Source organism: Rhodocytophaga aerolata (assembly GCF_030503435.1).
Classification (GTDB): Bacteria; Bacteroidota; Bacteroidia; order Cytophagales; family 172606-1; genus Rhodocytophaga; species Rhodocytophaga aerolata.
On sequence record NZ_JAUKPO010000006.1, the window covers coordinates 19,982 to 42,967 of the forward strand.

The window sequence follows — 22,986 nt, forward strand, 5'->3', positions numbered from 1 at the left end:
GCTATGGAAAGTAACAAATGAACATACTCTACATTCACCAATACTTTAATACCTATGCAGATGGAGGCTCCTCCAGATCCTATTACCTGGCAAAAGCGCTTGTAGAAAACGGACATAGAGTAGAGGTTATTAGCAGTCATAATCAGAAGAAGTACAAAAAGTCGGAAATAGAGGGTATTACCGTTCATTATCTGCCTGTGTACTATGATAACCGTTTAGGTTTTAGTGGCCGGGTATATGCTTTTCTGAAATTTGTTTTGAAATCGTATCTACTGGCTATAAAAATGAAGCAAGTGGATATTTGTTATGCTACTTCTACACCGCTTACAGTAGGCATTATCGCCTGCCTGCTGAAAAGATTCAGGCATATTCCTTTTTACTTTGAAGTCCGGGATTTGTGGCCGCAAGCCCCAATAGAAATGGGTGTAATCAAGAACAAGTATTTGATAAAAGCACTTTTCGCCCTAGAAAATTATATCTATACCCAGGCGGATAAAATTGTAGCGCTTTCTCCTGGAATTGCACAAGCTGTTGTTACTAAAGTAAAAGATATGGCAAAGGTGCATATGGTTCCGAACATGGCCGATTGCGATTTTTTCGAGTTTGATGAAGAATCTATATGGTATGGCTCACCTGAGAAACGCACCGGTAAATTTACCATTGCTTATTTTGGTGCAGTGGGCCAGGTAAATTACCTGGAAAGCTATCTGGAAGTTGCCAGATTTTTTCAGGAGAAGAATCTGACTAACGTAGAATTTCTTATGATAGGCAAAGGTAGCCAATGGCAATACTTACAGAATAAGGCAAGGCAGCAGGGGGTAACGGCTATGCAATTTGTGCCCCATACCAGCAAATATGAGCTTCGGGAAATACTAAAACGTGTGGATGCAGTATACATTTCTTTTGCTCAGTTACCTGTTCTGGAAACCAATAGCCCTAATAAGTTTTTTGATAGCCTGGCAGCAGGTAAACTATGCATCGTAAATACAACCGGGTGGATACAAACCTGTATAGAGCAGGCAGGCTGTGGTTTTTATGCTGCGCCAGACAATCCTGGGCAAGTTTATCGAAAGCTACTTCCTTATATGGCTAGCAAACAGAAATTGGCAAAAGCAAAAACGGCTGCCAGGTTGCTGGCTGAAAAACAATTTTCCAGAGAAAAACTCAGCTGGTATTTTAGTAGTCTTTTCTCGCCAGTTGCTGGTAGACAGGCTAACCTACAGGAGCCGGTAGTGGTAGGGGAGGAAACAAATTAACAGGCTATAACTTATAGAATGCTAAACATATTCTTACCATAACTTAAGTAACATAACCTGCTTTTTAGAGTTATGTTAGTACTGTATCTATATCTATAAATGCTTGCCTTTCTTAAAAGCAGGATAAGGCATACTAACAGATTAAGTCAATCGTCAATAGTGCAAATGAAGGTGAATGCAGGTTTACGCGTGGTGGCATATAAAATTTTCGTATGCTTCGTTGTTGCTTTCGTAATTTTCTCCAGAAGTCATGTAGTTAATGCGCAGAGTAATTTTTCAGTTAGCGGATATGTAAAAGATGCCGATACAGGCGAAGACCTGGTAGGAGCTACTATATATGCTCCGGCTTTAAGCAAAGGTACCACCACCAATGCATACGGATTTTTTTCCCTTTCCTTGCCAGCCGACAGTGTGCAGCTGGTTATTTCTTATATTGGATATCAGCAAGTTAGCCGACGTCTGCTTTTAAACCGGAATACACAGCTTACCATTGTTCTTTCTCCCGAAAAAAGGGAATTACAGGAAGTAGTTGTGCAGGCCGAATCGCTACAGGACAAGCTCAATCAGACACAGATGAGTGTGGAAAAGCTTAATATTAAGGAGATAAAACTGGTGCCTGCTATATTCGGAGAAGTAGATATAATAAAAGTATTACAGTTGAAGCCTGGCATCCAATCGGGTGGAGAAGGAGCCAGCGGATTGTACGTGCGTGGGGGCGGCCCTGACCAGAACCTTGTTCTGTTAGATGAAGCTACGGTATATAATGCTGCCCACTTGTTTGGTTTCTTCAGTATATTCAATCCGGATGCTGTAAAAGGAGTGGATCTATATAAAGGTGATTTCCCGGCTCAGTATGGGGGACGGTTGTCGTCAGTGGTGGATGTAAAGCTGAAAGATGGCAACGATCAGAAGTTTACCGGTTCCGGAGGTATTGGAGCTATTGCCTCGCGTCTTACTCTGGAAGGGCCATTAGTCAAAAATAAATCATCTTTTGTGCTATCTGGGCGGCGTACGTACTTTGATGCGTTCACTCGGGCACTTAACCGGGCAAACAGAGACAATGAAGACTATAACGAGATACCAGATTATTATTTCTATGATCTGAATGCAAAGGTAAATTATGACCTGGGTGAGAAAGACCGCCTATTTGTGAGTGGTTACCTGGGGAGAGATAAGTTTGGGTTTCAAGGAGATAACTTTAATATCAACTTTAACTGGGGCAATAATGCAGCCACTGTCCGGTGGAACCATATTTTTAGCCCTAAACTATTTGCTAACACTTCTCTTATCTATTCTGATTATAAGTACACGATTGAAAACAAGTTTGACATATTTAGCTTTACACTGGGGTCTACTATCCGCGATCTGGGAGCTAAAACAGACTTTTATTATACAGCCAATGCCAATCATACCATCCGTTTCGGAGGCCAGTATACCCATCATACCTTTGACATCGGACGCCTGCAAGCAGATAGTGAAGATGGAACAATCGCCTTTAACTCCGGGCAAGGGCTCACCGGATCAGAAATAGGGGCGTATGTATCCAGTGAACTAACGGCAGGTCCACTGTGGCGGTTTAACAGTGGGCTTCGGTTTTCCGGGTTTGAGAATAAAGGCAAATGGTTTGGAGGAGTAGAGCCCAGGCTAGCCGCCAGGTATAAACTAAGCGAAAATACTTCTTTAAAAGCAAGTGCCTCCCGCATGTACCAGTATGTACATCTGGTAGCTAATTCCGGTGCTTCCCTGCCCACTGATATTTGGTATCCTTCTGGCCGGCTTGTACAACCACAGCGTTCAGATCAGCTTGCCGCCGGGATCAGTACCTTATTATTCAAAGGCAAGTTATTGCTGACCAATGAGGTGTATTATAAATGGATGAAAAACCAACTGGACTTCCGCGATGGAGCACAGCTATTTGTTAATCCACGGCTGGAAGAAGAATTTGTTTTTGGCCGCGGATGGGGGTATGGCAACGAAATATACCTGGAAAAACGGGAAGGCCGCACGACTGGCTGGGTTGGCTATACACTTTCCTGGACATACCGCAAATTTAATGATATTAATAATGGCAATCCCTTTTTTCCCCGCTACGACCGCAGGCATGATGTTTCAGCCGTGCTGATTCATGAGCTTTCCAGGCGTTTATCAATCACTACTACCTGGGTGTATGGTACTGGTAATGCTATATCGCTGCCTGTAGGCCGTTTTTTAGTGCAAGATATTAATGGCTCTAACTTTACGGTGGTGCCAGAGTATTTGCAGCGGAATAGCTTCCGGATGGCTCCTTACCACCGGCTGGATGTAGGGCTGGTATGGCGGTTTTTTCCAAAATGGGGCGAATCGGATCTTACCTTGAGTGTGTACAATGCATACAACCGGAAAAATCCGTATTTTATTTATTTTGAAGAAGTACGGGACAGGCAAACAGATATTATTACCGGATTTAAGGCTAAACAAGTATCTCTGTTCCCGGTTATTCCTTCTATCACCTATAATTTCAAATTCTAAGCTTCAAACAGTATCGTATTTTTATATGCTTATTCATTCCATACCCACTCATTGCAGAAACTTAATCAATACAGCAGGGTGGCTTGTTTCGTTGGTTTTACTTATGGCGTTGGTTACTGCATGTGATCTGGAAAAAGAAATAGAAGTGCCTTTACCTGATTATGATGAACAACTGGTAGTAGAATGCTACCTGGAAGATGGCCAGCCCTACCGGATGGCTGTTACTGAAAGTGTCAGTTATTTTGAAGGCCCACGGCTGCCTATTGTCAACGATGCCAGTGTAAATATTACCTACGGGGCCGACCGTACTACCCTGAATTATTCAGTAGAAGTAGATACTTTTTACCGGAAAGCCTATAACTATGTTTCTAACAAACCCACCAGAGCTGTGCAGGGAATAGAGTATACGCTGGAGGTAAAAGATCCTAAAGGACGGTCTATTACAGGGACAGCCAGATTTTTGCCGAAAGTACCTATTAAATCAGTGGAGTGGAAATACAATGAAGATGACTTTGCCTTTCTGTTAGTAAAATTTGACGATGATCCCTCTCTTACCAATTATTACCGCTTACAGATACATAGAGACAGCCTCAATAAAAATGCCGATGTAGATTTTAATCTGGACGATTCATTTAACACCAATGGCGAAGTTACCTTAGGCACCGGATACAATTATCAGGCAGGAGATACGGTGTACGTTTCTTTATATCATATAGAAAAAAGCTACTACGACTTTCTGGAAACTGTAGCGGCAGCGGCTAATGCCAATGGAAATCCTTTTGCTCAACCGGCTAAAGTAAAATCTACAGTAAAAGGAGGAATGGGTGTGTTTGCTACCCTTGTCTACGATCGAAAAAAAATAGTACTTGAGTAGGGCGCATTTCTGTAGCCAGGCTACCTGTAGAGGTACCGAAGGAACCTTCTTAAAAGGGCAGATGTATATAAATGGAGTGCATACCCTGGGAAAAGTTTACTAGCCTGGCAGGGTGTACCGCATAACTAATATACAATGGAAGAAAAAATGAAATCGCCGGGAGGCTTTCTCGACAGAGACCTTCTGCTGGTAGATAAAGAAGTAGCTGATTTTTTTGAAGATAATGGAGTTCCGCAAATATATACGCATCCCTACAACGATAGTCATAGTACAGGTTACATCCGGTATATCCTAGAAGGCCGCAAGGTAATACTACTCGATTGTGTAGTAACTGACCGCCGGGATAAAAGTATAAACTAAATAGTTTGCTAAAGAAGCAATTCACAAAAAGGCTCACCAGTTTACCTGATTGGTGAGCCTTTTTGTTCCAAGGAGGTTAGCTTCTGGGGTGGTAATCTTTGATAATTTGTTTCAGATAATCCCGGTCCAGGTGCGTGTATATTTCGGTAGTAGTTATAGACTCGTGGCCTAGCATCTCCTGTACGGCCCGCAGGTCGGCACCACCTTCAATTAAATGCGTAGCAAATGAATGCCTGAAGGTGTGAGGGCTGATACTTTTCTGCAGACCAATCCGCTCGGCCAGTTCTTTAATAATCATAAATACCATTACCCTGGAAAGTTTGCCGCCCCGCCTGTTCAGAAAAACATAGTTCTCAAACTCTTTTTTGACTGGTACATGGCAACGGATCTGCTCTATATAAATGTTGAGGTATTTGAGGGCATCGCGGCCAATAGGCACCAGTCGTTCTTTATTACCTTTGCCAGTTACACGCAGAAAACCAATATCGGTGTATACGTTTGTCAGTTTCAGTTCTACCAGTTCCGATACGCGTAAGCCCGAACTATATAGGGTTTCTATAATGGCCCGGTTGCGTGCACCTTCTGGGGTAGAAAGGTCTATGGCCAACAGTAACTCATCTATCTCCGGTAAACTTAACGTATCTGGCAACTTACGCCCCAGCTTAGGTGATTCTAAGAGATGGGAAGGATCATTCTTAATGATATCTTCCATCAGCAAATACCGGTAAAACGACTTAATACCAGACAATATCCTGGCCTGCGACTGTGCTGACATACCCAGTTCACCAATGTATTGCAGAAAATCCAGTAAATCGCCGGAAGAAACAGCCTCGGGTAACACATTTTTACCAGACAGTTCCAGGTATTGTTGCAGTTTGTCTACATCGTGTATATACGCCTCTATAGAGTTGCCAGCCAGTGACCGTTCCAGTTGCAGGTAGTTCTTAAATTCTTTTATGGCGCTTTTCCAATTCATGCAGAAAGTATACGGGTTAGAGTAGGATTGTTTAGTAAAGATAGAGCTTTCTTCATAGCAGAGTCATGAACAACTAAAAATCAGTTGAAATTAAATGGCTTGAAAAGTAACAACTTAGCTAATTGATAAAGCTTTTTTAAACTCTGTTGTGATAAGAAAGGGCTTTGGTTAACTTTGCCTGCCACTACATAACCAACCATACCGGATGAAATTACTTATTATTAATGGCCCTAATCTGAATCTGCTAGGTGTACGGGAAAAAAGTATATACGGAAGCGAATCATTCGAAAATTATCTGGAAAAGTTGAAAACCAGGTATCCGGATGTAGACTTAGCTTATTTCCAATCCAATATAGAAGGTGAACTTATTAATAAGTTGCATCAGGAAGGCTTTTCAGTAGATGGCATTATTCTGAATGCCGGTGGCTATACACATACTTCTATTGCACTGGCAGATGCCATATCAGCCATTACTTCTCCGGTGATGGAAGTACATATCTCCAATATTTATGCCCGCGAAAGTTTCCGCCATCACAGTTACCTGAGTAGCCGTTGTAAGGGTGTTATTTGTGGGTTAGGAATGGAAGGTTACCGCCTGGCCATAGAATATTTTTTGAACCAGCCGAAATAACGTATTTTTTCTTCACCAATTATTACTCATCATTCTATGGCTATTACCTTTTATCCCGGTCCATCTAAAGTATATCCGCAAGTGGCTCACTACATGCAGGATGCTTATACACAAGGTATATTAAGTGTAAACCATCGGAGTGCTGTGTTTATGGATGTATGCCAGAGAAGTATTGAGCTACTGAAAGAGAAACTGCATATTCCGGCAGATTATTCGGTGATGTACGTATCTTCCGCTACTGAAAGCTGGGAAATTATAGCCCAGTCGCTGGTAGAGAAACATAGTTATCATCTGTACAATGGGGCTTTTGGAGCAAAATGGCGGGAATATTCGGCTAAGCTGCGCTCTAAATCTGAGGGCTACGCGTTTGGCCTAAATGAAGAATTGCAAGCTGATGCCGTATATATTCCTTCAGAGGCAGAGATTCTGTGCTTTACTCAAAACGAAACATCTAATGGGACACAAGTAAACAATACTACGTTAGCTAATTTTTCTAAAGGCTATTCCGATAAATTGATCGCCGTAGATGCTACCTCTTCATTAGGCGGAATTACCCTGGATTTTACGCTGGCAGATATCTGGTTCGCTTCCGTGCAGAAATGCTTAGGATTGCCTGCCGGACTAGGGCTGCTCGTCTGTTCACCCCGGGCCTTAAAACGTGCCCGTCAACTCGGGGAGAATGATCATTACAATAGCCTGCTGTTTATTCAGGAAAACATAGAGAGATACCAGACGCATTATACACCTAATGTGCTCAGCATTTATCTGTTGATGCGTGTAATGGAAAATGTAGATGAAATTGGCATGCTCAGTAATCGGATAAAACAACAAGCAGCAGACTGGTACACCTTTTTTCATGGAAGAGAAGACATGAAGCCACTGGTAGGAAACCCTGGCGTGCGGTCAGATACGGTTATAACCATACAAGCTGATCCGGTACTGATCGGGCAACTAAAGGAAAAAGCGAAACAGGAAGGAATAACCCTGGGAAATGGCTATGGAGCCTGGAAGCAGAACACTTTCCGGATTGCCAACTTCCCGGCTATTACAACCGAAGAAATACACACGCTGCAAGCTTTCCTCAACAGGCAGATAGAGTAAGTAGTAGGTCAGACAGCTATACTTTCCATACTTTTGCCGGGAACACCTTTAACTATTAATCAACCAGTGGATTGCCTATGTTTAGCCTGAAACAAATACTATCGGTTTCTCTTATTCTATTTTCGGTGATAGACATTATTGGCTCCATTCCGATAATAATTGAGCTACGCAAAAAAGCCGGGCGCATTGAGTCCGAAAAAGCGACTATTGCTGCGGGCGTACTTATGTTTGGCTTTCTGTATTTAGGTGAATCTATTTTAAAACTTTTTGGGGTAGATGTAGCGTCGTTTGCCATTGCCGGAGCCATTATCATCTTTCTGATTGGGATGGAAATGACGCTGGGTATTAACATTTTTGTAGAGGATACAAATGCTGGTACTACCTCTATTGTTCCTTTAGCTTTTCCTCTGATTGCCGGAGCCGGCACCATGACCACCATTATTTCCCTCCGGGCAGAATATACCACGCCTAACATACTGGTAGGTATTACCCTAAACCTAGTGTTTGTTTATATTGTGCTGAAGTCCTCGGAATGGATTGAAAGTAAATTGGGAAATGCCGGTGCAAATTTATTACGGAAAGTATTTGGCATTATTCTGATTGCTATTGCCATTAAATTATTTAAAACGAATCTGGGCTTATGATCACAATGTATACCGATGGTGCTTCCAAAGGAAATCCTGGTCCGGGTGGGTATGGAGTTGTACTAAAATACAATCAGCATAGAAAAGAATTAACCGCTGGGTACCGCAAAACGACCAATAACCGGATGGAACTACTAGCTGTAATTGCAGGATTAGAAGCCTTAAAAGGGACCGGGCATCAGGTGGTAATTTATTCTGACTCTAAGTATGTGGTAGATGCGATTGAGAAACGCTGGTTGTGGGGCTGGCAGAAAAAAGGGTTTGCCAAAGTAAAAAACCCGGATCTTTGGCGCAGGTTTTTAAATATATTTAACCAGCATCAGGTGAAGTTTATCTGGGTAAAAGGGCATGCCGGAAATATAGAAAACGAACGTTGCGACCAGCTAGCTGTGCAAAGTGCGGCTGGCCCAAATTTGTTAATAGATAGTGGCTATGAGGCAGGAGCAGATACAACAGAGCTATAAAAATACAGGTGGTGCAACAATCATTTTTACATTCTAAACGTACGTAACGGAGGTATATAATCAACGTTTTCCTCATGTCTAATTCCTACTTTCAGTTTAAGCAATTCCGCATACAGCAGGATAAAACAGCCATGAAAGTTTGTACAGATTCCTGTATTCTGGGAGCTTATGTCCGGGTAGCCCAGGCTAAACAAATACTGGATATTGGCACAGGTACCGGACTGCTGGCTTTAATGGTTGCGCAACGCAGCCAGGCCCAGATAGATGCCGTAGAAATAGACAAGGCTGCTGCTGAACAAGCCACAGAAAATGTAGCGGATAGCCCTTTTGCCGACCGTATCAGAGTTCATAGCAGCAGTATACAAGCGTACAGTGTGCGTTGCCGGAAAAAGTACGATGTAGTAATTTCTAATCCTCCCTTTTTTTCGAACCATCTCAAACGAAAAGAGTTTTCTCAAAATGTAGCCCTGCATAGCGAATCTCTTCAATTATCAGAATTAGCTATTATTACTTCTTATTTGTTAGAGAAAGAAGGCTCCTTCATAGTAATGCTGCCGGTGCACGAAACCAATTTGCTGGAAGCGGCGGCTGAAGAAGTAAATCTTTATCCGTATGAGAAGCTACACATTCTGGAAAAATACAAAGGGCGGCAACTACGCATTATTACCTCTTTTGCCTTTAATCCACAGCCTTGTGTAGAAAGAACGTTGTATATAAAAACCCTTGAAGGCACCTATACACCAGATTTTGTTTCCTTATTGCAACCCTACTATTTGTATATGTAATACAAAGGGCTTACTAGTTTTAAAACCAGTAAGCCCTTTGTGTATTTTCTATCCGGTGAGTTTACTGGCTTAAACTGTAGCGGAGTTGAACACCAAAGTTGGTATTAGACCTTTTGAATGAAGAAGATATTCTGGGATCATTAATATTTCTGTCAAAGTACATTTGCAGGTTAAGTCTTTGGTTAACAGTGTAGGTAATCGCAGGTTTAAATTGTATCCCTAAATTACCTGCTGTTACCGTACTGCCTTCTTCTATGCTGCGTTGTATGGTTCTGCCACTTCTCAAGGTAAAGTCGCACCGGAAGTTCAGGTCATTTTTTAGCACTGTATTTTTTCCATTCACTTTGAAAGGCAGGCGGGTATTATTGCGGGTAAATCCTAACCCAATCACTAAATCTTTATTCTGAATTTCTGTTACCTGGATGTTAGATAACTGCAGCAGTATGTTCCGCTCCTGGTTGTATTCCACACGGGCCGTAATTTTATTTTGTGTACGTACGTTAATTCCAATTAACGGAGCAAACCTTTCTGTAATCGTTACCTGATCAATTACATATACCGGGACATACGTTCCGGAGTCACTTTTCAGGCTGGGTAACTGCTCATTAATTTTGCCATTATTCATACTTACTACTCCTTCTTCATATTCCAGAGAGGAAGTGAAGTTCCGCACCGTATAGTTAGATGTGTAACTATGCGTCAGGTTAACAGAAGAGAAAAAGTTCTTTAACAGTTCCAAACGCGATAAGCCAGCGTAGTCTACCCGCCAGTTAGGCAGCGGAATAGCCGGAAACTGAGATAATTTCATTTTTTTTGGATCTTTGCCAGTGTAGGCCGCAATAAATGCCGGAATTACCACATCCTGCGATTTATCACTATACGAACCTTCCGCCTGGTTCATAGTAGCCAACCGGTTCATAATAGTTTCTCGATATTTAGAAAAATTACTGAATACCGGAGATTCATTTAAGCTATTGTCATTCTGGAAAGCTGTTTTGATAGATAAGATAGAAATGCTATAATTTCCCATCAGTACCGGATTCTGGCTACCATACACAGGATTTCCGAATGCGTCTAGTATAGGTGTCCTGATTCCGGTTAATGTGTCTTCGTCTACTTGTGCTCTGTAGAATTCATTATAATCTATTGTTTTCAGGCGTTTAGCATCCAGCTGTATCTTAAAATCACGGAAAGGTTCTAACGCTGTGCGTATATTCAGGTTTTCTGTAAAGTTCTGGCTGAACTGCTCATTGAGATCCGGGCTTCTGGATAAGAGGCCTTGCTCAGCAAGTGTTTTGCGGACAGATGCATCTTGGCTGCCAAGTATAAAACCATAGCCAGGATAAGTAAATGTACTATCTAAACCAAAGAAACGTGGGTTGCCTAGGAAGCCAGGTAAAACAGTGCTTTCTTCAATGCCATATTGTATATTAATTGTCCGGGCGGTCATTAGCATACGCACCACACTTTTTAAAGCCCGAAGCTCTGGCGGCCTTTTTACTGTATCCTGTACCGCCTGAGTCTGCTGCTTTTGCGGTTGCCCTGGAGGTGTGTTGGGTTTAGCAGGTGGCGGCGTGTTAATGTTTTTCAAAAACTTCACCTTGTTATATAAACGTGTAAGATCAATACGGCCTTGTATTTCCCGCTGGCGGTTGTTCTGAATAGTATTACCAAAGAAGTTTCTTACCAGTGAACTGTCGGCCTGGTATTCTTGTAAGGTTATATCATATGCTGCCTGTGAAGCTGCCTGCCAATTGTACCCGGCACTGTACCGTATATTGGCATTCAAAAAGTCAGTAAGCGGGAATTTATCCAGAGGAATCTGGTAGGTGGCCGTAACCCGCTGGCTGAAGTTCTTCATCCGTCCCAGGCGTTTCAAATTGGCTAGTACAGAATCTCTTTTGGTAAAGCCGGGCCGGAGTTCATCTTCATTTATTTCACCGGTTGGTTCATCAATTACTGAGTTAGCAGTGGCGGAATAATCTAATACAAGACTACGGGTCAGGTTCCATTTTACATCATACAGGCGGTTGAACAGGAAAGACTTTTCGTACATGGGCAGTATACCAATGGTTGTGAGGTCGGCACTGCGTAGCTGAGTCTTAGTAAAACTTCTGTCTAAGTCGCCGCGCACGGTCACACTTTTGGGTGTAAGGCTGAAGTTAAACTCTTGCAACCATTTCAAATACGGTGAACTTAAAAAGGTTAGTTTTTTAAAGGGTTCTATTGGCTTAGCATCACTTGTGTAGTTGTAAGCCAACCCGGTACGGTAGTTCTTCTGCAGATACTGCTCGGTCAGAATATTGGATTGCTGAATGTCACTATAGGCATAGGTAAACGATAAATTCTCAATGTCGTAAAAATGGGTTTTAGCTTCCGGATTGAGTTTTACCTTTTGTACATTCGTAAAGTTTATACTTCTACGCGTAATGTTATCTTCCACCAGTCTGCGGTACGAACTTCTGGTTTGCCCTCTGTCATCCCGTAAATTATCTAAAGCTACATCCAGCCGCATATCCGGATCTAAGGGGTTAAAGCGGGGTTTTACATTCTGCCGTTCATAACTTACAAACATGGGGATTTTCAAGCCGAAAGAAGAAGGAAGCAGTTTATCCAGGTTAACGTTGGAACTAACATCCCATAAGGTTGTATTTTCGCGGGCACGTTCTGAAATCTTTTGCTGGATACTTCCAAAGCCATAGGTCATGTGTTTTATGGAAGCAGTAACAGTAGCAAAATCAGCCAATTTAGCACTTATCCGGCCAGTAGCCGCCCAGCCTGCTTCCTGGTCAAATCCATTCGAGCGTAATTCGTTGGCCCAGATACATACCGTTTTAGGACTTTGGTCTGGTGAAGCAGGATTGCGCACCCCAATCATTAGCGTCTGTACAGCACTTAAGTCGGGGTTACCTATAACCCGGATGGTGTAGCGGCCTATCGTTTCTGCATAAGGAATTACTAAGCTTTTATTCTGCACATTACGGCTAGCTTTTACATTTATCAGGTCTTCAAAAGCGACATCTATCTCATTTTCTGCTGGCCATACCTCGGCCGGGTCAGCATTGCTAGGCTGGCTTATTGTCAGAGGCACTTCTATCTCGTAATAGTTCTCTGAGTAATCTGTTCCTAAGCGCAAGAAAGCGGATATTTCTCCCGACCGTGTATTCTGTTCAGCAGTTTCAGCATGCAAGAACATTTTCAGGCGTTTGTAGTTAATCAGGTCCAGGGTAACATTTTTGAAAGCCGCTCTGGAATCCCGGTCTCTCAGGTCTTCTACACACATTTTTAACGATTGCTCATTGAGCTGGCGGTTATTCAAGGTAGTAATATCCTGATCGCGTGGCATGCCCGGAGGTATTACATATGGGGAGGTAGTAGAAGTGCCAAGGCCATTCTCTTCAATATTCACCGTAGACAAAGTAAACTTGGCATCATACCGTTCAATGGGCTGCTGTATGCCTCTGTCGAACATACTTTCTTCGTACTGCCGCCATTGGTTAGATACTAACTGGTATTGTGCCATACGTAATACGGTAGGCTCGGCAAAGTTTGTTAACACCATCCGCATAAACCGGATGGATTTAAAGCCGTTGATGTTACCTACTTTTTCGTATCCTTCCCGGATAGGTATGCGGAATAAGTACCAGTTTACATCTTCTCCATCCACTTTAGTTGTAACTCTATCTACAATATTGTTCCTGCCTACTTCCATATCTTGCCGACGGATACTTATTCTATACTGGTAATATTCTTCCAGGTCAGAAATAGTATTGTCTTTGTTTAGGTCCTCATTGTTGGGAAGTGTAGTGGCCGAACGGATCAGTTCAGAATTATCAGCTTCCGGAGAATTACCCTCCATCCCATTAAACTTCCTGTAACGCTCTAGTACCTTTGCATCCTGAGAGTCGAACTGAGGATCTAGGAAATATTGAAAATCATCGCCGGAAGGGTCATTGGCAATCTGCTGTCTGGCTCCAGCAGGTATTTGGTTGAGGTAATCCCCAAAATATGTTGCTTCAGTGCTGCTATTTAATCCGTCTAAACCAATATCCTGGCGGGCGCGGCTGCCGGCTGTATTTTCGAACGCATTGTTCAGGAATTGTTTAGTGGTTACGCGTCCCCACTGATTTTCTGCTATTTCTGTTCTTCCTGGGGCTGGGGTATCTTCTACCGGCAATCCATTTTCAAAGGCGTGGCGGCTGTCTCGCATAATATCTTCAGAGATGCTGCCTAAGTTAATAAATAAATCGCCTCCTCTCCGCTGGCTGCCATCATAGTTATATTTTCCATCCAACACTCTACCGCGTTCTCCTTGTATAAAGGGGTCCATCATCCAGAATTCAATGTATTGGATATTAGCATTATCAAAATCAATATCATTAGTCATGGCTCTGGAAATAGCTCCATAGTTTCCTGTTGGATTTTTTAAGGTGCCATCTGTATTCAGGTCCGGATTATAGTTATATAGCCCTCTTTCTTCGGGAAAATACGCCAGGTCAAAAATTGATTCATTCAGTTGAGCAATAAAAGCAGCCCGGTTCCTGAATATTTCCTGAGGGTTTACCTTCCGGATATAATGATTGGTCATATCTGCTTCTGTAATATTGCCAGGGAAATTAGGCCCGCCTCTTCTATAGAAAATCGGATCGACCGTATACCAGGCTAACTTAGCCCGCCGGTAAGCATTGTTCCGGTTGGTAGAATTATATTCAGGAAATAGCCTGGGTGTAGAGCCTAGAGCCCAGGTCTGATGAGGGGTGCGGCCCAGATCGAAGGGTAATTCGGCATTCTCAAAGTCATCTATAAAAGAGTTGTTCTGGGCAAGTGGAGCCACTCCCGGAGATAAACGTGCATATTCGCCACTGATATTGATGGTAGAAGGTTCTTTGGTTTGAATTAGCGGCAGTTTATCTAATAAGGCTGTGAGAATACGAGACTCTTTCCGGAAGTTGGCATCCAGGCCGAAAATGGAATTATTGGTAGGTTCGTTACCCAAGCCAACACGGCGTAGTAAAGGTCTTTCCTTTAAGTTCATAAATGTAGAACCTAAAATAAAATCTTTAGACACTTCGTATTCTGCTCTGGCTCCTACCAAAAAGCGGGTCTGGTTATTAAAAAGATCATTCTTTTCAAACTGAATATCTATCGGCCTTCCGGAATTTAATATACTTTCATTCACGATACGCACCCGTTGGCCCTCTACAATGTAATCTTGCCCGTTTACTAAGGGCACTCCTCCGGCAGTAACAATTACCGAGTTTTCGTCTGCATTAATTGCGGGAAGCATAAATTCATTGGAAGCGGAAGACTGAAAACTGCCTTTAATAAAGAATTTATTTTTGTCGGCTATTTGCTGGGCTTCTTGTTTGGTAGACTGATAGAGCGTAGGAAATACATATTTACTGATAAGGTTTCCTTCGGTTGCAGGATTAAAATATGTTTGCAAATGGCTTCCAAATGGTTCGAGCACAGGAAATATGATACGTCCATACCGGCTATCAACCGTAATGCCTTCAATGAAATCAAAATTTCCATCTATTTGCGGATCACCTTGCGGATTCAACTGGTCTAACTTTAATACCTGCACCAATGGTATATCTTTGGTGCGGGCTCCTTCCTGCAGACTTGGGTTATCAATACCGGTAACGTCGTCTTTATAAATTACTCTTAGCTGGAAGCCTTGCTTGTTAATTTGCCCGTTTCCCAGTGAGTAGACGTTTTTCATCATCAGATCCCAGGTAGGCAAATCTATCCGAACTGTAGAAGGACGAAGCAGCTTTAGTACAATTACTTCATCTTCATTGCGTGCCTGATAATCTTCCATCAACTCACCTACTTTATACTTTCTGCCTTGGTATGTATATTCATAGGCAACAGCCAGAATTTCATCGTTCCGTAAGGGCGTATTTAGAGAGATATACCCAAGTTGTGAATGAAAATTGTATTCTGTTTCAGCCAGTCGCCGGGCAGATCGCAGCAGTTCAAAATCTGTACCTCTAACCAATCCTCTACTTTCAAGACCACTGCCTGCGTTATCAACCTGGCGTATGTTTGGAATTGTTATAACATTGCTAAATAAACCATTTGCTTCATTGGAAGCCGGTCCTCTGGTCTGAGGAGTACCAATTACCGGAAAATCTGGTCTGTATACATTTTCACGTGTTTCGGCTAAATCTAGCAAGGCTACTGTATTACGCAGCGTTTGCGTATTGTTATTGCGGTTAGTTACATATACTTCCATCCTGGTAATCATTACCCCTGAAGTAATAGTGGGGATAGTCCGCAAAGCGCGCTCATAATTATCCCGGAAGAATTGGGATAGGAAGAAATGGCGATTATCTTCATACTCACTTACTTTCAATTCAAATCGGCGGGTTTGCACCCCTCCTTGCACTCCTACCCGGTCGATGCTAGCTCTTTGGTTAGCGGCAACACCAGTGACGCTTAGTCTGCCAAAACGAAGCTGGGTTTTCAAACCAAATAAATTTTGTGCCCCTGTAATCAATGTGCTGTTCACGGGCATACTCACATTCCCTGCTTCTATCTTCTGAATAATATCTTCTTCAAAACCTGTATAGTCTAGTTTTAAATTTTGCTCATACTGAAAGCTAGCTTTGGTATCGAAATTGGCCATTACTTTCATCTTCTCACCCACTTGTCCTATGGCATTCAAACTTACCTGCTGATCAAAGTCAAATAGAGGCACGCTTTGCTGGCGTACAGGGATGTTGGGATTAGCTACTTTTTGAAACCTTCCGGCAAAATCTAAATTAACAAAGCCATTGGTTTTAAAATCTATGTAGTTGCCGCCAAATATACGGTCGAAAATAGGGCTGATATATATTTTAGGAATAAGTCCTCTTGCCGTAACTTCACTTTTGCCATCCGCAGCAGCTGTTTTGCTTTGCCAGTAATCTCTGGCCATCCGCCGGTCCTGGTACTGGGAAAATTGGTCAAAAGTCATGGAATTTGCCGGGCGGTAATCTAAATCGCCAATTTTCTCGTATATGGTAACATTGCCGCTAGAATCTGCTTCTGTTTGCAACTGAATGCTTTTAGGGTTGCTCAGTTGAAGAGGAGAAGACAATAAACGGTTAGAAAAAGGGTCGCCATATCTGTCGCGTGAAAAGAAACTTGCTTTCCGCTCCCGAGGTATATTGGGCAATGAATCTTTTTTAGTGGAATCGGAAGGTACAGTGGTAGGCACTTGCTGAACGTACATACGGGTGCTTGTATGTGCTTCGGCAAAAGACAGCAGTGTAACCAGGGAAAATAAAATTCCTGCCGGAAACCATATGTAAAATGTGAGCTTGGGCAATGGTAGTATAAAAATAGTTTAACTTCGATCTTATGCTCGTTTAGGATAGGTGCGGCCTACAACATTCAGGTATGCAGGTTTTTGTGTGGTCTTAACTTGGTTTGAGCGCCTTTTTTATGAGTTGCTCTATTGACAGCTGATTGCCTTCCTGTTTTAATATAGTATCGATGCTTTTCTCCGCCACATTCTTAGGTATACCTAATGTTACCAAAGCTGATAACGCTTCGTTGCGTATTGTATTGTTTGTGGGAGAAGGGAAATTGGGCGCTTCTCCGGCAAACATGCCTTTCTTTATTTTATCTTTCAGTTCCAGGATTACACGTTGCGCAGTTTTGGTTCCAATGCCTTTTATACTCTGGATGGTGCGTAAATCTTCTGAAACAATGGCTTGCTGAATCTCCGCATAAGACAAAGAAGAAAGCATCATTAAGGCTGTATTGGGACCGATACCTGATACACTGATTAATTCCAGAAACAGTCTTTTTTCGGCGTTTTCTACAAAACCATATAATGTGTGTGCATCTTCCTTTATATGCAAATACGTCTGCAAACGGCATCTCTCCCCTTCTTTGAGGGCACTATAGGTTTGTAAAGAAATTTTTATGTGATAGCCAACTCCTGCTACATCAATGATGACAAATGTAGGATCTTTATAAGCTAACTTTCCGTCTATGTAGGCGATCATTTATATAAAATGCAATAGTATATATTCTAATTAAAAACTAGCGGTAGGTTCCATATGGTTAACCGTACGTACGGATGTATTTTCCTGGGTAATGGTTTTGCTTGTTTGTGCTTCAACTACGGCAATAGCTACCATGTTTATAATTTCCCGGATAGAACTACCTAGTTGCAGGACATGCACAGGCTTACGCATTCCCATCAGAATTGGGCCAATGGCTTCTGCACCTCCAATTTCCTGCACAAGTTTGTAGGCAATATTTCCTGAAGCTAAATCAGGAAATATTAAGGTATTTGCTCCTGTTTCGGCCAGTTCACTAAAAGGATAGTTCTCTTGCAGCATTTTTGGGTTCAAAGCAATATTTGCCTGCATTTCCCCATCAATTACTAAGTGTGGATATTTGTTTTTGGCTTTCTGGGTGGCGGCAATCATTTTATCGGGAAGCTCTCCTTTGTTAGATCCAAAGTTTGAATAAGAAAGGATAGCAATCCGGGGCTCTACGTCAAAGAATTGTACTTTGTCTGCGGTAAGGCCAATAATATCAACCAGTTCATCCGCTGTTGGGTTATCGTTTACAGTAGTATCGGAGAAGAAATAAGGTTGTTTGTTATTGATGATTACATACATACCTGCTACCCGGTTTACATTGTCGGCCACTCCTATTACTTGCAAGGCAGGTTTAATGGTTTTGGCGTAATCTTTCGTCAGACCAGAAATTAGTGCATCCGCTTCACCGGTTTCCACCATCATGGCACCAAAGTAATTCCTGTCTAGCATCATCTTCTTCCCTTCGAAGGCAGTAATTCCTTTACGTTTACGTTTATCGTAAAGAAGGTTACCGTATCTTTCCAACCTTTCTGTCTCTTCGTAAATATCAATTATTTCACACTCATGCAATTCCAGGTAATTATCCCGTATAATTTGTTTAATTATTGCGCGGTTACCTAAAAGAATAGGTATGGCAATATTTTCATCTTGCAATATCTGGGCAGCCTTTAATATTTTATAATTATCTGCTTCTGCAAATACAACCCTTTGTGGATTTTGACGGGCCCGGCCGATGATCCGGGTCATCAGTTTCTGATCTATACCTACCCTGCGTTCCAGTTCTAAATGGTATTGCTCCCAATCGGGGATAGCCCTACGTGCTACACCCGAATCCATAGCAGCTTTGGCTACTGCAGGTGAAATAGTGGTGATTAATCGTGGATCTAAAGGTTTGGGTATCAGGTATTCTCTACCGAATACCAAAGCATTATTTTCATAGGCTTTGTTCACCATTTCGGGTACCGGGTCTTTGGCAAGATTGGCTATGGCATGTACGGCTGCCAGTTTCATAGCCTCATTAATTTCTGTTGCCCGTACATCCAATGCCCCTCTGAATATATAAGGAAAGCCCAGTACATTGTTTACTTGATTGGGATGATCTGAACGTCCGGTAGCCATAATTATATCATTCCTGGAGGCCATGGCTACCTCATAGGCTATTTCCGGGTCAGGATTTGCAAGAGCAAATACAATGGGGTTAGGTGCCATCTTCTTCAGATGCTCCTGGGTAATTACATTGGCAGCCGATAACCCGACAAATACGTCGGCTCCTGTTAAGGCTTCTTCCAGGTTGTATACAGGCTTATCAGTAGCAAATTCTCTGCGGATATCATCCAGGTCAGCCCGGTCAGACCGGAGTATCCCATGAATATCGTTCATAATGATATTCTCTTTTTTTACCCCCAATGCCATATATAATTTTGTACAGGCAATAGCGGCAGCGCCGGCACCATTCATCACCAGGGTGATATCAGCAATATTTTTACCTACCAGTTCAATAGCATTCAGTAGTGCAGCCGAGGAAATAATAGCTGTTCCGTGTTGGTCATCGTGCATCAGCGGAATATTCATCTGCTTTTTTAACTCCTGCTCAATCAGAAAGCATTCCGGTGCTTTTATGTCTTCCAGGTTTATACCTCCAAAGGTAGGCTCCAGGGATTTTACTATTTTAATAAATTCATGCGGATCTGTGCAATTGATTTCTATATCAAATACATCTATACCAGCAAATTTTTTAAACAGTACGCCTTTGCCTTCCATCACTGGTTTAGATGCATCAGGGCCAATATTTCCTAAGCCTAGCACAGCCGTTCCATTAGAAATTACGCCCACCAGATTTCCTTTCGCCGTGTATTTATATACATCCTCGTAGTTGCTGGCTATGGCCTTACATGGCTCAGCTACGCCAGGGGAGTAAGCAAGTGCCAAATCTAATTGCGAACTTAGCATTTTAGTAGGCACTACCTCTATTTTGCCTGGCTTACCCTGGGCATGGTATTGTAAAGCGTCTTCTTTTCTGATTTTGATGGCCATAAAAAATTGAAAAAGGTATGAGGTCAATGAACTCTAACGGTGCATACCTTATAAAAATATATCTTTACTATTTCGTCAACTGACTATAGCTAATTTTGTACATCTTTTGCTACTGCTGCCTGGGCACCCGCCGGACGGAATGTCCAGAGGATAGCTTCCAGCTGCCGCATAAATTCTCTCTTTTTCTCAACACCGGGGCCTAAAATAAATCCTTCAATATAATAAAGCCGATTGGAGGTATCATCTACAAAAATATAACTTAAGAACGGACCGCCTCTGGAATTATTTTGCAATTTCCATAACCCTCTCGTTTCTATACCAAATTTATCATTGAAGACCAGTTGCTTAAACGTGGGTTCTACATAATCCTGAGTAGCCATGTATGAATCTTTAATTTTCTGATTATACATCTTCTTATACCCAATGGTATCTCGCCAGGCTATTATTTTTTCATGATTAAAGGCATCTGTAGACTGGTATGGCTTGTAAGCTACAAATACATGCATATTCACTTGTTTACCAGGAAAGGTAGCCCACACGAAGTTCGTATCGCTCTTGGCTAAGGCAAAACCTTCAGGCAAACGCATAGTAAAGCCATGCTCTTGCTTGATCTTACTAACTAAATCTGTGTTTTCTGTTTTAAATATATTTTTATTGATTCTGGCTAACTCTATTTGATTAAAATGCTGCCTGATCTTTTCTTTGTTTTTGCTTAGGTTGCTAATAATCTGCTGATCTGTTTTGCCAAAGATATGCAGTATTTCCTGGCCTCGGGCAAATTCATTCTGCTTAGCAAACATAAAGAACGATGAATCACGATTGATAGCCTCTATGGTTTGTTCAGAAAAGAAAGACTGCTGCCGTTGCCCTGAAGGACTTTCATCTTCAAGAGAGGTTACAAACAGAAGGTTTTTATGCGTTTTGATAAAGTTATTTAAATTGTCCGGATGAAAATAAATCAGTTTGAAATAGGGTTCTGATGTTAATAATCCGGGTACTTCTGAGCTAAAGATGGAGCGAAGGGTATCTCCCATTTTACTTTTCCACCTGGCTGAATCCATAACCACTACAATCTCGCCAATGTTACCTTTGCTAGGTACACTAGCCATATCTTTTTTGTCTTTTTCAGTGCAGGCAATAGGAAACAGAAATAACAGAGGCAGGATGGTATAAAAGAATTTTGAAATTATATTAGGTGCTTTATTCATTTTTTTGAACATCATAAAATTATAGAAGAGTTTTATTTGAATCAGACTATCTATAATTAACGGATTTCTTGAAGAAATATATCCTTAAAATTAAGATTTTTATTTTAAGAGTGATAGCATTTTATTACTTCCAGCTAGCATCTTACCTCCTCCTATACAGTTATTTAAATTAAAAACGAATCCAGCTAAGTTGTCTGGATTCGTTTTTAATTTTGCAGGTTTAATATAACTAACCTATAATGAGCTTCTGGCCAGGCTTAAGAGAGTTGCTTTTAAGTTTATTCAGTTTCTTAAGTTTCTCAACTGAAATGCCCCCATGATTTTGTGAAATTTTCCATAAGGTATCGCCAGGCTGTACATAATATACTTTTTCTTTTACTATTGGGATTACCTTTGAACTAGAAGCGGTTTTCTGTTCAACGGATGTGCTGCCAGTTTTAGATGTAGTTTGCGCAGAGGCTAGGCTGCTGGGACTAACAGGTTTGCCCTTTACCCAAATGGCTAATTTTTGTCCTGACTGGATTGTATTACCTCGTAGATGATTCCATTTCCGGATATCTGCGGCAGATACATGATACTTTTGAGCGATTCTTCCTAGTACTTCACCTCGTTTTACATGGTGTACAATTTTTCTTTTACCAGAACTATTGTAGGAAGGTTCATCATTCACCACTAGCAGTTCCAAAGATTTGGTATATACAGCTGAGTCAAGAATGCTTAACCTGTTTTCTACATAAAATTCTTTTCTTTCCGTAGGTATGCGTAAAGCGTAATTTCTTAGATGGCTGGGAATAATATTTTTCTTTACTTGTGGGTTAAGGGATTTCAAGTCTTCAAAAGAAACATCCATATGTTTTGCCAGCAACTCCATGTCAATGTGTTTTTCGGGGTTCAGCCAAATTGTATCATGGGCAATATATCTTTCTAAAGAATCAGCTCTGAATCCGTAATAATTTTCTGCGTGGCGCATAATGTAGTTTACAGCCACAAACATAGGCACATAAGATCTGGTCTCTCTGGGTAAATAATTATATATCTCCCAAAACCCCGTTTTATTTCCTGAACGCCGGATAGCTCTTCTGACATTTCCCGGACCACAATTATAGGCTGCCAGTGCAAGTTCCCAGTCGCCAAACATATTATGCAAATCTTTTAAATAAGAGCAGGCAGCTTCAGTAGATTTATACGGGTCCATCCGTTCATCTATAAATGAATCTTGATAAAGTTTGTATTGCCTGCCTGTTGCGGACATAAACTGCCATAAACCTACCGCCCGTGCAGGTGATACAGCTCTGGGATTTAATGCGGATTCTACAATGGATAGATATTTTAGTTCATCGGGTAATTCATGCTTTTTTAAGTACTGCTCATACATTGGGAAATACAAGTGCTGACGCCGAAGCATGTTGGTTACAAAACTTCTTTTCCGTACTGTAAAGTAGTTGATAAACCCTTTAATAGTTTTATTATAAGTCATCGGAATAGTAGTAGCCATATCCATACACTGGATCTGGTCTAACATTAATTCCTCTGGTAGCTCAGTAATGATTTCCTCAAAATCCATAACAAGCAATGTTGAATCGAGGGGAGCTTGCCCGGTAGTATCACTGTCAGCTATTACATCAGATTCCGTTTCTACTTCTTCCTCTTCTTCAAAAGGTTCGGGGTATTGCGTCTGGCTATGAGCAGTTACTTGAACTAGTAACATGAAAATTATGGCAATTGCTGTTTTGAATACGTTACGTTTCAATAGTAAAATCATATCCAGATCTTATTTAAAATTGTCAAATTATTATACTTACAAGATTTAAAAATACA

Annotated in this window: 15 protein-coding genes; 9 read left to right on the top strand and 6 right to left on the bottom strand. The window is 41.6% G+C overall.

All coding sequences use genetic code 11. From position 1 onward, the window contains the following. The first annotated feature begins 17 nt into the window (after nucleotides 1–17). From Q0590_RS12310 to Q0590_RS12325, 4 genes are all read left to right on the top strand, one after another. Entirely contained in the window at nucleotides 18–1,256 is a 1,239-nt protein-coding gene (locus Q0590_RS12310; RefSeq protein ID WP_302037845.1) for a glycosyltransferase family 4 protein, read from the top strand. 165 nt (nucleotides 1,257–1,421) lie between these two features. Next, the gene (locus tag Q0590_RS12315; RefSeq protein ID WP_302037846.1) at nucleotides 1,422–3,764 is read left to right on the top strand and encodes a TonB-dependent receptor; all 2,343 of its coding nucleotides are present in this window, start codon (nucleotides 1,422–1,424) and stop codon (nucleotides 3,762–3,764) included. Nucleotides 3,765–3,867: 103 nt separating this feature from the next. Beyond that, nucleotides 3,868–4,638: a DUF4249 domain-containing protein gene (locus Q0590_RS12320; RefSeq protein ID WP_302037847.1), complete on the top strand. Its 771-nt coding sequence runs from the start codon at nucleotides 3,868–3,870 to the stop codon at nucleotides 4,636–4,638. Between the two features lie 135 nt (nucleotides 4,639–4,773). Then, nucleotides 4,774–4,998, top strand: a complete 225-nt coding sequence (locus tag Q0590_RS12325) for a hypothetical protein (protein ID WP_302037848.1) — start codon at nucleotides 4,774–4,776, stop codon at nucleotides 4,996–4,998. A gap of 76 nt (nucleotides 4,999–5,074) precedes the next feature. Here the strand turns inward: Q0590_RS12325 and xerD are convergent, their stop codons facing one another. Beyond that, nucleotides 5,075–5,974 (bottom strand): site-specific tyrosine recombinase XerD, encoded by a 900-nt coding sequence (gene xerD, locus Q0590_RS12330; RefSeq protein ID WP_302037849.1) that lies wholly within the window; start codon nucleotides 5,972–5,974, stop codon nucleotides 5,075–5,077. Between the two features lie 205 nt (nucleotides 5,975–6,179). Here xerD and aroQ point away from each other — a divergent pair, with 205 nt between their 5' ends. From aroQ to Q0590_RS12355, 5 genes are all read left to right on the top strand, one after another. Beyond that, nucleotides 6,180–6,605: a type II 3-dehydroquinate dehydratase gene (gene aroQ / locus Q0590_RS12335; protein ID WP_302037850.1), complete on the top strand. Its 426-nt coding sequence runs from the start codon at nucleotides 6,180–6,182 to the stop codon at nucleotides 6,603–6,605. 36 nt (nucleotides 6,606–6,641) lie between these two features. Beyond that, nucleotides 6,642–7,706, top strand: coding sequence for an aminotransferase class V-fold PLP-dependent enzyme (locus tag Q0590_RS12340; RefSeq protein ID WP_302037851.1), 1,065 nt, complete (start codon nucleotides 6,642–6,644; stop codon nucleotides 7,704–7,706). A 77-nt stretch (nucleotides 7,707–7,783) separates the two neighbouring features. Next, complete coding sequence (locus tag Q0590_RS12345) at nucleotides 7,784–8,350, top strand: MarC family protein (protein ID WP_302037852.1); 567 nt, start codon at nucleotides 7,784–7,786, stop codon at nucleotides 8,348–8,350. Continuing rightward, on the top strand, nucleotides 8,347–8,814 hold the full coding sequence (rnhA, locus tag Q0590_RS12350; RefSeq protein ID WP_302037853.1) for a ribonuclease HI: 468 nt from the start codon (nucleotides 8,347–8,349) through the stop codon (nucleotides 8,812–8,814). Before Q0590_RS12345 ends, rnhA begins: the two co-directional genes overlap by 4 nt. Before the next feature lie 74 nt (nucleotides 8,815–8,888). Then, nucleotides 8,889–9,599: a tRNA1(Val) (adenine(37)-N6)-methyltransferase gene (locus tag Q0590_RS12355; protein WP_302037854.1), complete on the top strand. Its 711-nt coding sequence runs from the start codon at nucleotides 8,889–8,891 to the stop codon at nucleotides 9,597–9,599. 61 nt (nucleotides 9,600–9,660) lie between these two features. Here the strand turns inward: Q0590_RS12355 and sov are convergent, their stop codons facing one another. The 5 genes from sov to Q0590_RS12380 form a co-directional block, all read right to left on the bottom strand. Beyond that, on the bottom strand, nucleotides 9,661–16,917 hold the full coding sequence (gene sov / locus Q0590_RS12360) for a T9SS outer membrane translocon Sov/SprA (RefSeq protein ID WP_302037855.1): 7,257 nt from the start codon (nucleotides 16,915–16,917) through the stop codon (nucleotides 9,661–9,663). A 91-nt stretch (nucleotides 16,918–17,008) separates the two neighbouring features. After that, nucleotides 17,009–17,602, bottom strand: a complete 594-nt coding sequence (gene ruvA / locus Q0590_RS12365) for a Holliday junction branch migration protein RuvA (RefSeq protein ID WP_302037856.1) — start codon at nucleotides 17,600–17,602, stop codon at nucleotides 17,009–17,011. A gap of 30 nt (nucleotides 17,603–17,632) precedes the next feature. After that, complete coding sequence (locus Q0590_RS12370; RefSeq protein ID WP_302037857.1) at nucleotides 17,633–19,960, bottom strand: NADP-dependent malic enzyme; 2,328 nt, start codon at nucleotides 19,958–19,960, stop codon at nucleotides 17,633–17,635. A gap of 89 nt (nucleotides 19,961–20,049) precedes the next feature. Then, nucleotides 20,050–21,168 carry a DUF4837 family protein gene (locus Q0590_RS12375; RefSeq protein ID WP_302037858.1) on the bottom strand — a complete coding sequence of 373 codons (1,119 nt, stop codon included), beginning with the start codon at nucleotides 21,166–21,168 and terminating at the stop codon, nucleotides 20,050–20,052. A 229-nt stretch (nucleotides 21,169–21,397) separates the two neighbouring features. Beyond that, nucleotides 21,398–22,876, bottom strand: a complete 1,479-nt coding sequence (locus Q0590_RS12380) for a LysM peptidoglycan-binding domain-containing protein (protein WP_302037859.1) — start codon at nucleotides 22,874–22,876, stop codon at nucleotides 21,398–21,400. Nucleotides 22,877–22,986 lie beyond the last annotated feature (110 nt).

Excerpts from the sequence above, each read along its gene's own strand:
- Q0590_RS12355 (WP_302037854.1), top strand. The coding sequence starts at position 8,889 with ATGTCTAATTCCTACTTTCAGTTTAAGCAATTCCGCATACAGCAGGAT.
- Q0590_RS12345 (WP_302037852.1), top strand. The coding sequence starts at position 7,784 with ATGTTTAGCCTGAAACAAATACTATCGGTTTCTCTTATTCTATTTTCG.
- Q0590_RS12315 (WP_302037846.1), top strand. The coding sequence starts at position 1,422 with ATGAAGGTGAATGCAGGTTTACGCGTGGTGGCATATAAAATTTTCGTA.
- Q0590_RS12375 (WP_302037858.1), bottom strand. The coding sequence starts at position 21,168 with ATGAATAAAGCACCTAATATAATTTCAAAATTCTTTTATACCATCCTG.
- Q0590_RS12325 (WP_302037848.1), top strand. The coding sequence starts at position 4,774 with ATGGAAGAAAAAATGAAATCGCCGGGAGGCTTTCTCGACAGAGACCTT.
- ruvA (WP_302037856.1), bottom strand. The coding sequence starts at position 17,602 with ATGATCGCCTACATAGACGGAAAGTTAGCTTATAAAGATCCTACATTT.
- rnhA (WP_302037853.1), top strand. The coding sequence starts at position 8,347 with ATGATCACAATGTATACCGATGGTGCTTCCAAAGGAAATCCTGGTCCG.
- Q0590_RS12370 (WP_302037857.1), bottom strand. The coding sequence starts at position 19,960 with ATGGCCATCAAAATCAGAAAAGAAGACGCTTTACAATACCATGCCCAG.
- Q0590_RS12340 (WP_302037851.1), top strand. The coding sequence starts at position 6,642 with ATGGCTATTACCTTTTATCCCGGTCCATCTAAAGTATATCCGCAAGTG.
- Q0590_RS12320 (WP_302037847.1), top strand. The coding sequence starts at position 3,868 with ATGGCGTTGGTTACTGCATGTGATCTGGAAAAAGAAATAGAAGTGCCT.
- Q0590_RS12380 (WP_302037859.1), bottom strand. The coding sequence starts at position 22,876 with ATGTTACTAGTTCAAGTAACTGCTCATAGCCAGACGCAATACCCCGAA.
- Q0590_RS12310 (WP_302037845.1), top strand. The coding sequence starts at position 18 with ATGAACATACTCTACATTCACCAATACTTTAATACCTATGCAGATGGA.
- xerD (WP_302037849.1), bottom strand. The coding sequence starts at position 5,974 with ATGAATTGGAAAAGCGCCATAAAAGAATTTAAGAACTACCTGCAACTG.
- aroQ (WP_302037850.1), top strand. The coding sequence starts at position 6,180 with ATGAAATTACTTATTATTAATGGCCCTAATCTGAATCTGCTAGGTGTA.